This window comes from Marilutibacter chinensis (assembly GCF_021725675.1).
Taxonomy (GTDB): Bacteria; Pseudomonadota; Gammaproteobacteria; order Xanthomonadales; family Xanthomonadaceae; genus Marilutibacter; species Marilutibacter chinensis.
This window is the reverse complement of record NZ_JAKJPO010000001.1, coordinates 667,983-681,008: the sequence shown is the minus strand read 5'-3', so window position 1 is coordinate 681,008 and position 13,026 is coordinate 667,983. Positions and strand designations below refer to the sequence as shown.

Below are 13,026 nucleotides of genomic sequence, written 5' to 3'. Positions count from 1 at the left end.
GACGCGAGGCATCTCGCCGACAGTTCTTTTTTGGGGAGTGGTGCCGGATCGGATCCGGGTCCTGCGTCTGCGCGGCGGTGGTGGGGTGGCCGTCGCAGGGGCGCTAGTCTAATCCATTAGTCGGATACGGCTAGGTATGTTCGATGCTGCGCTGCGGCATGCGGGGCGGGGCTTTTGCCCCGTTCAGGCACGCCTTCCGCAGCGGCTGGGCACGTTAGAACGTGCGGTAGCGCCGCTGCCGGATCCACAGCGTCGCCAGCCATTTCTCGCCGGCCCGCACCGGGCAGCCGGCATGCAGCGAGGCCGGCTGCGGCTGGCCGTCGCCGTCGAGGTTGTCGAACACCACCGCGCGTCCCGGTTGCGGGGCCACCTTCAGCGCGGTGTCGGGGAACTCGGTCTCGCCGCCGGCCTGCACCGGATTGAGATAGACGCAGATCGTGCGCAGCCGGTTGCCGGCCTCGGGATGGTCGGCGGCCAGCGTCGACGGCGGCAGGTAGTCGCGATGCGGGCGGTATTCCTGGCCGGGCGCGTAACGCAGCACGATCAATTGCTCGGCATTGCGCAGCGGCAGCCCGGCCGCGCGCGCCATCCGCAGTTGCACCAGGCGCAGCGCGAAGTCCTCGTGCAGCGGGTCGAAACCGGCGTCCTGGCTGGTGCGCAACGGATTGGCGACCGCCGCGCCGGTAACCGGGTCGACCGTCATCGACGGGTGCAACAACGGTTGCGCCGACGCCGCCAGCAGCCGGCATTCGTCGGCCGACAGCAGGCCGTCGAACTGGCGCACCGCGGGTGTCGCCGACAGCGTCGCCGAAGCCGGCAGCCGCAGCGCCTCGGCGAAGTCGAGAACGCCGGCGGCCGTGGCCCGCCCCGGCGATGCGTCGTCGGCCGGCGGGCTTGCGACCGGCACGCCCTCGATCGCCGGCAACCGCGGCACGCCCGCGCGCGCCAGTTGCGTCCACAGGTCCTCCGCCGCCTGCGGCTGCCGAGGGCAGCCCTCGCCGCGCGCCAGCCGCTCGGCCAGCAGTTGCGCGGCGACGACATCACCACGGCCGGCCGCGCGTTCGAGCAGTTGCAGGCAGCGGGTCTGGTCGTCGGAATCGGCGCTGCGGCCGAACAGTATCGCCGCCGCGCGCAGTGCCGGTGCCAGCTCGTGGCGCATCGCGGTCAGCATCCACTGGTTGATTTGAGTGATGACCCGCGCGGCGATGTCCGGGTCGCCCCCGCCACCGCCGGCCGGCGTATCGCCCGATCCCGCGTCGCTCAACGACGGGTCGCCCAGCGCCACCATCGCCAGCAGGTAGCCGGCCGCGGGATGGCCGGCCGCCTGCGCGCGCTGCAGCCACTGCACCGCCTCGTCCGGATCGGCCGCGGCATCGATGCCGTACAGCCGCATCCGTGCAAGTTCCAGCTGCGCGCCGGGGTGACCGACCTGTGCCGCCTCGCGGTAGCCGGCCGCAGCCTGCTCCAGCCGCTGCGCGGCGACATCGGCCTGGGCCTGGCGGAAGCAGGACTCGGCGCGTGCACGCACCTCGGCGGTCACGGGGCGGGGCGTGGCGGATGACGGACCTGCGTGTTCGTTCATCCCTCAAGCCTAACCCGCGCGCCGCGAGACGGATGATCCATCCGCGTCCCGCCGCGAGCGGTGGGTACCCGTAGGAGCGGCGTAAGCCGCGATGGGGCTTTCCTCCGGAACCTACCAGGTCGCGGCTCACGCCGCTCCTACGAAATCGGGTGCACGGTTCGCGCCGCTCCTGCGGGGATGCGGCAAGGGGCTCGCCAAGGGCGGTGGGTGCGGGCATACGCAACGGCACGGGAAGCCGGCCGGGGCGGCGCGTTACAATCCGGTTCTTGCCTCAACCGTATTGAGCCGCGCCATGAGTAGCCCCGCCAGCCACGCTCCCGTCAGCCAAGGTCCCCAGGCCGATACCGAAAGCACCCCGCTGCGCTTCGTCACCGCCGCCAGCCTGTTCGACGGCCACGACGCCGCGATCAACATCATGCGCCGGCTGATCCAGGGGCAGGGCGCCGAGGTCATCCACCTCGGCCACAACCGCTCGGTCGAGGACGTCGTCCGCGCCGCGCTGCAGGAGGACGCCGACGGCATCGCGCTGTCGTCCTACCAGGGCGGCCACGTCGAGTACTTCAAGTACATGGTCGACATGCTCGCCGAGCGCGGCGCCGGCCACATCAAGGTGTTCGGCGGCGGCGGCGGCACCATCACCCCGGAGGAGATCCGCGAGCTGCAGGCCTACGGCGTCGAGCGCATCTACCACCCCAACGACGGCATGCACATGGGCCTGGTGGCGATGATCGAGGACGTCGTCCGCCGCGCCAGCGAAGGCCGCAAGGCCGCCGAACACCCTGCGAAGGCGGTCGACATCGACGACGAGATCACCATCGGCCGCATGCTCTCCGCGATCGAGGAAGGCGCCGTCGACGAGGCCGAGCTGGCCCACCAGCGCAAGCAATGGCAGCTGGCCGGCGGCAAGACCCCGGTGGTCGGCATCACCGGCACCGGCGGCGCCGGCAAGTCCTCGGTCACCGACGAGCTGCTCAACCGCTTCCTCGCCCAGTTCCCGCAGATGCGCATCGCGGTGATCTCGGTCGACCCGACCCGCCGCCGCACCGGCGGCGCGCTGCTGGGCGACCGCATCCGCATGAATTCGCTGCGCAGCAAGCGCGTCTACATGCGCTCGATGGCGACCCGCCGCCAGCACGCGGCGACCAACGCGGTGCTGAAGGACTCGATCGGCTTCCTCAAGGGCCTGGGCTACGACCTGGTCATCGTCGAGACCGCCGGCATCGGCCAGTCCGACTCGGAGATCGTCGACCTGGTCGACTTCCCGATGTACGTGATGACCAGCGACTTCGGCGCGCCCAGCCAGCTGGAGAAGATCGACATGCTCGACTTCGCCGAACTGGTCGTGCTGAACAAGTTCGACAAGCGCGGCGCCGAGGACGCCCTGCGCGACGTGCGCAAGCAGTGGAAGCGCAACCGCACCGCGTTCTCGATGAAGGACGAGGACGTGCCCGTCTACCCGACCATCGCCAGCCAGTTCAACGACCCCGGCATCAGCTGGATGTTCGCCAACCTGTGCCGCCTGCTGCGCGAGAAGCTCGAACTGCCGGCGGAGAAGTGGTCGCCCGACATCGACACCTCGCTGAAGGAACCGCGCGCGACCGTGCTGATCCCGGGCAACCGCGTGCGCTACCTCGCCGAGATCGCCGAGCAGGGCCGCGGCATCAACCGCCAGATCGAAACCCAGGCCGAGATCGCCGACCGCGCCCAGGCCTGCTGGCAGGCGCTGGAAGCGCTGGAGGACGCCAAGCTGCCCAGACAGCTCGACCTCTACGACGCCGGCGACCTCACCGACGGCGGCGACAAGACCCTGCTCACCCTGCGCCAGCGCTACAACGACGCCATCCAGTCGCTGTCGTCCGAGGCGCTCAAGCTGCTGCGCGAATGGCCCGCGCGGCTGAAGTCGATCACCGACGAGGTCAACGAATACCAGGTCCGCGACAAGACCATCCGCGTCGACAACTACCGCGAGTCGCTCAGCCACCAGCAGATCCCGAAGATCGCCGCGCCCACCTACAAATCCTGGGGCGAGCTGCTGACCTTCCTGCAGAAGGAAAACCTGCCCGGCGCCTACCCGTACACCGGCGGCGTCTACCCGTACCGCCGCACCGGCGAGGACCCGATCCGCATGTTCGCCGGCGAGGGCACCCCGGAGCGCACCAACCGCCGCTTCCATTACCTCAGCGTCGGCCAGCCGGCCGCGCGCCTGTCCACCGCGTTCGATTCGGTCACCCTGTACGGCGAGGACCCGGCCCCGCGCCCGGACATCTTCGGCAAGATCGGCAACTCCGGCGTCAACATCGCCACGCTGGACGACATGAAGAAGCTGTACTCCGGCTTCGACCTGTGCGCGCCGACCACCAGCGTGTCGATGACCATCAACGGCCCGGCGCCGATCATCCTGGCGATGTTCATGAACACCGCCATCGACCAGCAGGTCGAAAAGTACCTGCGCGAAGACCAGGCGCGCTGGGATGCCGCCCACGACACCATCGAGAAGCTGTTCGAAGGCAAGAGGCGGCCGGAGTATTCCGGCCCACTGCCCGAGACCAACGACGGCCTCGGCCTGGGCCTGCTCGGCGTGACCGGCGACCAGGTCGTCGACGCCGAGACCTACGCCCGGATCAAGGCCGAGACGCTGAAGACCGTGCGCGGCACCGTCCAGGCCGACATCCTCAAGGAGGACCAGGCCCAGAACACCTGCATCTTCAGCACCGAGTTCGCGCTGCGGATGATGGGCGACATCCAGCAGTACTTCGTCGACAAGGGCGTGCGCAACTTCTACTCGGTGTCGATCTCCGGCTACCACATCGCCGAGGCCGGGGCGAACCCGATCAGCCAGCTCGCCTTCACCCTGTCGAACGGCTTCACCATCGTCGAGTACTACCTCGCGCGCGGGATGAAGATCGACGACTTCGCGCCCAACCTGTCGTTCTTCTTCTCCAACGGCATGGACCCGGAGTACACCGTCATCGGCCGCGTCGCCCGCCGCATCTGGGCCCGCGCCATGCGCGAGCGCTACGGCGCTTCCGCGCGCAGCCAGATGATGAAGTACCACATCCAGACCAGCGGCCGCTCCCTGCACGCGCAGGAGATCCAGTTCAACGACATCCGCACCACCCTGCAGGCGCTGTACGCCCTGTTCGACAATTGCAACAGCCTGCACACCAACGCCTACGACGAGGCCATCACCACGCCCACCGAGGAGAGCGTGCGCCGCGCCGTCGCCATCCAGATGATCATCAACAAGGAGCTGGGGCTGAACTTCTGCGAGAACCCCTGGCAGGGCAGCTTCATCGTCGACAAGCTCACCGACATCGTCGAGGAGGCCGTCTACAAGGAGTTCGAGGCCATCAGCGAGCGCGGCGGCGTGCTCGGCGCGATGGACACCATGTACCAGCGCGGCAAGATCCAGGAAGAGAGCCTCTACTACGAGCACAAGAAGCACGACGGCAGCCTGCCGCTGATCGGCGTCAACACCTTCCTGCCCAAGGACCACGCCGGCGACATCGTCACCGAGATCGAACTGATCCGCTCCACCGAGGCCGAGAAGGGCCAGCAGATCGACAACGTCCGCAACTTCCAGCAGCTGCGCAACGATTTGGAACCCTCTCCCGCTCGCGGGAGAGGGCAGGGTGAGGGCGCGCCGCCCAGCGGCGCAGAGGGCAACTCAGGCCTCGCCTACCTCCAGTCCGCCGCCCGCGAGCGTCGGAATGTGTTTGAATCGCTGATAGAAGCGGTCAAGACCCACAGCCTGGGCCAGATCAGCCATGCACTGTATGACGTGGGTGGGGAGTATCGGCGGAATATGTGAGGTATAGGCGGCCGAAGGCATATGCGCGGAATTTGTCCATAGGAGGAGGTAGATTTGGCGCGAAATGGTCAGGGCAATCCGAAGGCCCGCTGGCGGCAGGTCGTTACCGCAGAACAGAGAGGGGCAAAACGAATAGCTCGCAAAGGGCGGAACTATGTGCCTGATCGCTGGTCTACAGAACATCAGCCGAGGAAGAACCCTAGGTTTCGTCTGAAAGGGAAATCTCGTGGATCAAAGATGATCGAATTTCCGGAGCGGCTAAGCCTTGAAACATTGGCGGATGTCGAAGTGGTTGCGAACTTGCTGAGGGAAATTCGAAGTGCGGCGCTAGGTGGTAACTTTAAGAGGATTACGCTCGACCATACAAATGTGCGATGTATGTCGCCGGATGTTGCGCTCATGGTTGTTGCAGAGATTCAACGCTGTGAAGTGTATTGCGGGAGTCGAACAGTTATAACGGGGACGCATCCCAAGTCGCATGAAGTGACCGAATTGTTGTCAGAAGTTGGATTTTACGAAGCGCTAGACATTAAGCCCCCTAAACTTCCCGCGTCATATAAATCTAGAACATACGTTCGAGTTGAGCGGCGAAATAAAACGCTTCCGAGGGTCGTTGATTCATTGTTGGAGTGCTTTGCGAAAGAATTTTCTTTTGAGGAAGCTGATCGGAAAAGACTTCACGTTGCGCTGATCGAGTGCATGGATAATGTGTTTGAGCATGCATATGAAGTTGTTTCGGATCGGCCGTATCTCTACAAGGAGTGGTGGCTAGTTGGGTACGCGGATCATCAGGAGTCTTCGATTGGGTTCGTGTTCTATGATCAGGGGGCTGGAATTCCGACTACCATTCGAAGAAAGAAGAAAAAGCGAGTTCTAGCTCGTCTTGCCGGTTGGGCGGATGGGCAATGGATAGATCGTGCGGTTCGTAAGCCTATCTCGCGTTATGCGTCAAAACGGCGTGGTCACGGATTGGATAAATTGAAGCAATTCTTGGATCAATTGGGTGTCGAAGGATCGCTTCGTGTGATCGCCAATTGTGGTGACGTTGAGTACGTCACAACTGGCGGCGGGGCGAGTATTCAATTGCTGAATGGTGGAATTGATGGATCACTTATTGTTTGGAAGCTGCGTGGCGTCACTAAGGACTTCGCTGCTGTCGCAGCTTAATCGAGGGTGCAACATGCCTAGTTCATTTACATACGTCGTTGCCAAGAGCTTTACGAGGTTTCCTGGCGGTAGGCGTAGGAAGCACGGTGAACACTCTGGCGAGGAATTTCGCGAAACAATTGCGCTCCCTCTATTGGAAGAATACGAATTCGTTACTTTCGACTTAAGTGGAAGTGCTGGGTACAGTTCTGGCTTTCTAGACGAGGCCTTTGGGGAGTTGGGAGCAAGATTGGGCCTTGATGAAGCCAAGAGAAGGATGACGATTATTGCCTCGGATGACCCTGACGCAGTTGCTACTGCCTGGCGCCGAATTGAGGATGCAGCAGCAGAGAAGAGATCACACTGAGATGGGGGCGGCGTCAGGGGGGGTGGCGTCCGGAGCGCCTTGGTGGCTCACAATTGTCCTGCCTATTATTACGGCGTTGATTGCTCATCACCTTACCGTGCTTCGAGAGCGTAGCAAGCATGATCGTGATTGGCTCGGTAAGTGGCATGGCGATGCGAAAATGTTGTTGGCTAAGATATCCAACTCCGCCATACAGCACTACGTCGATAGTGATTCCGTCCGCAAAACTGCTCTGTCCGCTGGCTTGATTATCAGTGACATTCGACGGCTTCGTGTGCTTGTGCATGAAGCCGTCTGCATCGACCCGTCCGATTCAAAGATCACGACGGACGCTATTCATGCGTTTGATGAGGCGATTTCGTCGCATGACGACTTTCAGAACACCGAGCGAGTTACGTTGCTTGCAACGGACACGGTATGTACATCTATCCGGGCGTGCGAAGAGCAGCTGGCAAAAGCGTTAGGGCGACCGCGGAAGAGGCGTGTGGTCTAGAAGGGGAAAGGGTCTCTATGTAACCGTTGGGGTCAGCAAGGACGAAAAAGATTCCCTTAAGCTTGAGCTCATTCTCAGCAGAGTTGATCTCTACTCACTGCTTATTGCTTGCATGAATGCTGCACGAAAGGAGCTGCTAACCTTTCCCAAGGTTATTAGTTTTTGAACAGCATTTGTGTCCCCGTCTGCTCCTTTGGCAGGAAAAAGATCCATTTGCTTAGATACGTACGGAATTACGCTGTAGTTTCGACAGATTAACTCTATTCTGTTCTTTTTTAAGAAGTTGTGCGCGCTAATGACTCTTTTTATATTGGGGCCATCATATAAGGTGAGGTGTGGATTGAATCCGTATTTTTCTATTGGAAAGTCTGGCTTGTTCCAGACTTTCTTCAAGTTTGGGCTTTCGACTCTCAGGTATACGGCCGATCCTAGGCGCGTTTTAAATATGCCTGGATTCGCTATAAGTAGCGCGTCATCATTCAACCTGTCTTTTATGGATTGAATGTCTCCTGCTGTGGGTTTTTCTGAAAATGGCCCCTGGATTGTCAGGTGTGGCGGGGTTCTCCATCGTCTGCCATTTAAGGCTTCAGCCAAGAAGTCAAGCACGCCGACGACATGCGGGTCATCAAAAACAATAAAGATAAAGTGATCCACTGTTTATGGACTCAAGTATTATAGAGTCAAGTAGCGTGCATTATCTTTGTATGCCTCGCTGTTCAAAATTCTGCTAAAAAAGCAGGATATGGACTCGGCTCGTTGTCTTGCTTCGATTTTTGTAGAGTCATCTGTCAAAATACTCTCTGTGCCTTTTTCATCTTTTAGTCGTAGAAACCATTCGTAATTGTCAAGCAGCTCATTGAATCCTTGAGTTAGGCTTGGATCACCACTCTGGTCCAAGGATCTTGCAAGCCTTTCAAATGGCGTCAGTGAAACTAAGGGCAAAAATCCTTCTGCTTTGCCTGGCCGAAAGGCGAGTAATGCTACGACAGTCGAGAATACTGTAGATAAACGGCTAAATCGAAGATTTAGATTCTTCTTGCGCCATCGCTTGGTTGGATCGGAGCGAGTTCCTTCATAGTTCAAGCACAAAGTTCTCCAATATCTTAGGAGGTCGTTAAGTAAAAATAGAGGGCGAAAATCCTTCTTGCCTTTGTTGTCTCGAAAGTAGTTGTTAGCGACAGCGGCGGCTATTTGATTGTAAGCTAGATCCCCGGCGACGCATCGACTCTCCAAAAGCAAGAGCATTCTTGCCGTAAAGGAATTCTCTGTGTCGTCGACTGGCTTTCCTGTGTGGTCAATTAGCTCGGATTGGGTGTAAATTCTGAAGAAGCGCATTTCCTCGTCGAGAGGAGGAAATCCAAGCCGGTCATTGATGTCAGCGATGGATGCCAGAAGTCGGACCTGATCGAGTGGAGCTATATTGTTGCCGTTAGCTACAACAAAGAGGTCCAGGTCAGAAGATACGCCTGCTTCTAGTCGGCCATATGAGCCTGCAGCGAATACTGTAACTCCTGATAGCTCTCTGACACGCTCAAGCGTGTTCAATTCTTTCGTAAGCTCTTCAAGCTTCCTTGACGATTGCTCCCGCCTTTCTCTCAGGCCTGCATGGCCTTGTAGTAATTCGCCAGCTCGCATGTTCGCCCCCTGTGAGGTATGCCATGGCACCCCTAGCGTAGTACGGAAAGCGATTCCTTGCGACTAAAGGGGGCGGAGTGAGCCACTCCTGATTTTTCGGACACCATATAGCGGGGACAATCCTCGTATGGAGGTGTTCGATGCAGAAGCATCAACGGTTCACGGCGGAGTTCAAGCGCGAGGCGATATCACTGACCATGCGTGCCGAAAGACAGGGGCAGAGTAGACTTCCTCAGAGGCAATTGCCCGGCAGCCTTGCACGCCTAGCTCACCTCTTGACCCACCCATCAAAGCTATTGCAGACTCACCCTCAAGGAGCGTCGAAACTCCTCACGTAGCGGTACCCACCTCCGTCAAACCGGTGGGTTTTTTGTGCCCGTACACTTGCGGGCGCGACCGACGCGACGCCTGCGTCGGGAGGGCGGCTAATACAACACCCTTCGGGGAAATACGCCCGCCGTCTACGTGCGGTTTCGAACCTCCCGACTTCCCGTCCGCCGTCCCGGTGGGCGGGCACTTCACGGAAGGAGGAGGCGACGATGTCCAAGCGCAAACCCGAAGAGACGAAGGCGGTGGGCTACGTCCTGCCCGCGGACGGCCAGGTCCGGCTTAAGAGCCTGTACGAGCACATGCGGCGCTTGTCGCATCTGGCACAGTCGCGGGCGCGCGACGGGGCACCGGCAGGGGCCCCCGGGGCCGGCGCGGGCGAACTGGCGGTCTGCCTGGAGCTGCTGGCCGAACAGGCCGAGCGGGTGCTCGACGCGCTGTCGTCGCCGGCAGAGCGGGAGGCCGCACCCACGTCGCGGCAGGTCCAAGATGCGCCTGCCAGGGCGACGTCCACGCAGCAAGTGGCCGAAGCGCAGGGGGGCTTCTTCTTCGGCGTCACGGTGGACCAGATCGACGCGCTGCAGACATTGGCCGCCAAGCTGTCGGCGCATGGCGACGTGGTGACCGGCAGCGGCGACGCCGCGTTCGCGGACCAGACGCTACCGACGATCGGGCACGCGATCTTTGAAGAGGCGGAGGCCCTGCGCGGGATTCTCTGGCAGGTGAACACGCAGCGCCTCGGCGGCCGGGTGGGCGAAACGCGGCCCGTCTACGGCGTCGTCCCGGTCCGGGAGCGGATCACGCACGAGCCTGCCGACCTGATGCTCCCATCGCCCACGTTCCCCACCCGGCGGCACGACACCGCCACCCGGCACTGAGCCGGCCGGCATGCGGCGCCGGGCTATCCTCACCGTGGGAGGTGGCGGCTACCGGGCGCACCAAGTGGGTGTGTTCGATCGTCGGCGATAACATCCGGTATCTTCCTTGTTGATCTGAAAGGCAGAGAGAATGAACACGCTTGCAATCATCAATATTGCGATTTTCCTTTACCTGATACCGGGGTTCCTGGTCATCAGGGATGGAAGGAAGAGCGCAGTATCTCGGCTGGTCGGATGCGCCGCGGTCCTGGGGTTTTCCTGGATTGGCTTCATTGTCTACAAGTTGGCATCCAGGAAGGCCGGCGCTGAGACTGCCACCCACCATTAGGCGCGCATGAGGAAGCTCCAGGCATCTGCCTGGGGCTTCCACTCGTTGTGCTCGGTGCGGAGGCACCGGCGGTGACGGCGATCAGGCCGCGGAACGTTGGGCCAAGCGCCGGGGCAGGGCCTTCTTCCCGGGCACGAAGCAAGGGGCAGATTCATTTACGGAGACTATTACGATGCGAATTACTAACGCTTGTGCAGCAGGATTGATTGCCGCGTTGGGAATGGGAATGTTCGCAGTCCCAGCAGTGTCAGGGACGAGGTCGGCTGAGCAGTCCGAGCAGGATGCACTCTGGAACTTTGTGGCCACACTGAGCAGTTCTGTCGAACGCGGGGGGCAAACCGTAATTGATACGTGGCCAGTGGCAGATCTGGAGGTCAAACAGAGAGATAGTGGCAGGGTGGATGCGACCGGTGGTTCTTTCGTGATCGGGGGGAGGTTGCGGGTTGATGCGGCGGATATCCGCATCCGTGAGTCCGGGCAGGTAGGCATACTCATTGCCGAACTGGGTGGTGCATGTGTTTCGCACGAAGATGTGCTGCGGCAATATCCCGATGCCACGCGCAGTGCCGTGCCCTCACCAGGCGATCCGAACCCACATCACTATCTCGAAATCCAACAAAACAAGCTGAAGGTCAGCTTCGGTTTCCCCGATAGAGGCCCCGACTGCATGGCGAGAGTTGTCTTTAGCCCTGCCCCGGAGCCAGCGACTGAGTAAGAGTGCATCATGGCGCTGGGCGAGGGTCGCCTCACGGGCGGCCTTTGGAGAGGGAATGCGGTCAGTGTGTGGTCCACTATGCATTTGAACGGCTTATGGGTCCCGGTGGCGCAACGAAAGGAATGGAGACGACTTGTAAGCTAAGATCTCCAATGACGGAGGATGTCATCCTTGAATAGCCGCTTTGCACCTCGGGTGCCAGATGTGAGTTCAAGTTGCCTTTCCTTGGGGGTTTCAATAGTCATCACTGATGAGATGCAGCTACGCCCAGCCTCATAGGTCGTTGCCGGCGCCTGACCCGCTGCCCGAACCGGTTCTGGTGCGTGGAGCCGGCGTTCCTTATCGCCCGGAGCCCGTTACCGACCCGTTCGAGCGCTGGCTGGCGCTGATGGAAGTGGTCGAAGCCCTGTGCCCGCGCTGGCCTGCGCGCAGGCCGCGGCCCCGATTCCACGACATGAGGCTGTAGCCGAGCCGGCGCAGGAGCGACTCCTGCGCCGGCATCTACAGCGTTGCCCGTCAGGCACTTACCCGTGCGACGGCTTCCAATCCCCCGACGGCACTGTGTTCACCATCCACGGGACGCCGAACCTGTCGATCAGGGCGCCGTAGCCGGGCGACCAGAAGGTCTCGGCGAACGGCATGACGGTCCGGCCGCCTTCGGCCAGCCGGGTGAACCAGCGCTCCGCCTGCGCGATGTCGTCGGTATGCAGGGTCACGTCGAACCCGTTCTTGGGCTTGTCCACGTTGGGCGCCCACTCCACGTCCATGTCCGCGCCCATCAGCGCCTGGTCGCCGACCTCCAGCCAGCAATGCATCAGCCAGTCCTTGTACTTGTCGTCGGTGATCGGCATGTCCGGCGGCGCCTCGCCGTAGGGGAAGGCGGCGGTGATCTTGCCGCCGAGCACGTCGGCGTAGAACTCGAACGCTTCGCGGCACTGCCCTTGGAAGCTCAGGCTGGTGACGATCTTCATGGCATCTCCTGGAAGTGGGGTCAGGTGTGTTTTTCGATGGAGCGCGCAGGCCAACCGCGGTTCTCAACCGCGCTGCGCCGCCTCCGCGGTGCTATCGAACCACCGGCAGATGATGTTCTTGCGGATCATGTCGATCTTCCGGCCGGGTTCGACGGTACGACGAACGGGCGGGGCGATATTCGACACCTCCGGGGCATCCCGTTCGCGGGTGCCCGCAGGCCAGGCGCGCGGTGGTAGGGGAGGCCAACGCCAGCAGGCCGAACAGGCCGAACGGGTGCTCGATGCGCTGTCGTCGCCGGCAGAGCGGGAGGCCGCACCCACGCCGCGGGAGGTCTACGATGCGCCTGCCAGGGCGACGCCCGCGCAGCAAGCGGCCGAGGCACAGGGCGACTTCTTCTTCGGCGTCACGGTGGACCAGATCGACGCGCTGCAGACGCTGGCCGCCAAGCTGTCGGCGCATGGCGACGTGGTGACCGGCAGCGGCGACGCCACGTTCGCGGACCAGACGCTGCCGACGATCGGGCACGCGATCTTTGAAGAGGCGGAGGCCCTGCGCGGGATTCTCTTGCAGGTGCACACGCAGCGCCTCGGCGGCCGCGTGGGCGAAACGCGCCCCGTCTACGGCGTCGTCCCGGTCCGGGAGCGGGTCACGCACGAGTCCGCCGACCCGATGATCCCGTCGCCCACGTTCCCCACCCGGCGGCAGGACACCGCCACCCGGCACTGAGCCGGCCGGCATGCGGCGCCGGGCGTGGCAGGGATGCCCCCGGCGT

At 61.9% G+C, this 13,026-nt stretch carries 12 protein-coding genes; 8 read left to right on the top strand and 4 right to left on the bottom strand.

Going from position 1 to position 13,026, the window contains the following annotated elements:
* Nucleotides 1-214: 214 nt before the first annotated feature.
* Entirely contained in the window at nt 215-1,582 is a 1,368-nt protein-coding gene (locus tag L3V18_RS03030; RefSeq protein ID WP_237053117.1) for a 2OG-Fe(II) oxygenase, read from the bottom strand.
* Nucleotides 1,583-1,874: 292 nt separating this feature from the next.
* Here L3V18_RS03030 and L3V18_RS03025 point away from each other — a divergent pair, with 292 nt between their 5' ends.
* The 4 genes from L3V18_RS03025 (at nt 1,875) to L3V18_RS03015 (ending at nt 7,399) form a co-directional block, all read left to right on the top strand.
* Nucleotides 1,875-5,393 (top strand): methylmalonyl-CoA mutase family protein, encoded by a 3,519-nt coding sequence (locus tag L3V18_RS03025; RefSeq protein ID WP_237053116.1) that lies wholly within the window; start codon nt 1,875-1,877, stop codon nt 5,391-5,393.
* A gap of 237 nt (nt 5,394-5,630) precedes the next feature.
* On the top strand, nt 5,631-6,560 hold the full coding sequence (locus L3V18_RS03020; protein ID WP_237053115.1) for a hypothetical protein: 930 nt from the start codon (nt 5,631-5,633) through the stop codon (nt 6,558-6,560).
* A complete protein-coding gene (locus tag L3V18_RS19380; RefSeq protein WP_425493454.1) occupies nt 6,484-6,906 on the top strand; it encodes an STAS-like domain-containing protein in 423 nt (140 codons plus the stop codon). The genes L3V18_RS03020 and L3V18_RS19380 overlap by 77 nt, the downstream gene beginning before the upstream one ends.
* Complete coding sequence (locus L3V18_RS03015) at nt 6,836-7,399, top strand: hypothetical protein (RefSeq protein WP_237053114.1); 564 nt, start codon at nt 6,836-6,838, stop codon at nt 7,397-7,399. Before L3V18_RS19380 ends, L3V18_RS03015 begins: the two co-directional genes overlap by 71 nt.
* 90 nt (nt 7,400-7,489) lie before the next feature.
* On the opposite strand, the gene L3V18_RS03010 is transcribed toward L3V18_RS03015, so the two are convergent.
* Together L3V18_RS03010 and L3V18_RS03005 are read right to left on the bottom strand one after the other, a co-directional pair.
* Nucleotides 7,490-8,053 carry a 2'-5' RNA ligase family protein gene (locus L3V18_RS03010; RefSeq protein ID WP_237053113.1) on the bottom strand — a complete coding sequence of 188 codons (564 nt, stop codon included), beginning with the start codon at nt 8,051-8,053 and terminating at the stop codon, nt 7,490-7,492.
* A gap of 18 nt (nt 8,054-8,071) precedes the next feature.
* Complete coding sequence (locus tag L3V18_RS03005) at nt 8,072-9,034, bottom strand: nucleotidyltransferase family protein (RefSeq protein WP_237053112.1); 963 nt, start codon at nt 9,032-9,034, stop codon at nt 8,072-8,074.
* Nucleotides 9,035-9,573: 539 nt separating this feature from the next.
* On the opposite strand from L3V18_RS03005, the gene L3V18_RS03000 reads away from it, so the two are divergent.
* The 3 genes from L3V18_RS03000 (at nt 9,574) to L3V18_RS02990 (ending at nt 11,282) form a co-directional block, all read left to right on the top strand.
* The gene (locus tag L3V18_RS03000) at nt 9,574-10,239 is read left to right on the top strand and encodes an XAC0095 family protein (RefSeq protein WP_237053111.1); all 666 of its coding nucleotides are present in this window, start codon (nt 9,574-9,576) and stop codon (nt 10,237-10,239) included.
* A 130-nt stretch (nt 10,240-10,369) separates the two neighbouring features.
* Entirely contained in the window at nt 10,370-10,567 is a 198-nt protein-coding gene (locus L3V18_RS02995) for a hypothetical protein (RefSeq protein WP_237053110.1), read from the top strand.
* A gap of 172 nt (nt 10,568-10,739) precedes the next feature.
* Nucleotides 10,740-11,282, top strand: coding sequence for a hypothetical protein (locus tag L3V18_RS02990; protein ID WP_237053109.1), 543 nt, complete (start codon nt 10,740-10,742; stop codon nt 11,280-11,282).
* A gap of 524 nt (nt 11,283-11,806) precedes the next feature.
* Here the strand turns inward: L3V18_RS02990 and L3V18_RS02985 are convergent.
* Complete coding sequence (locus L3V18_RS02985) at nt 11,807-12,253, bottom strand: VOC family protein (RefSeq protein ID WP_237053108.1); 447 nt, start codon at nt 12,251-12,253, stop codon at nt 11,807-11,809.
* A gap of 109 nt (nt 12,254-12,362) precedes the next feature.
* Between L3V18_RS02985 and L3V18_RS02980 the strand changes: the two genes are divergently transcribed.
* Nucleotides 12,363-12,980, top strand: a complete 618-nt coding sequence (locus L3V18_RS02980; RefSeq protein ID WP_237053107.1) for a hypothetical protein — start codon at nt 12,363-12,365, stop codon at nt 12,978-12,980.
* Nucleotides 12,981-13,026: the final 46 nt, after the last annotated feature.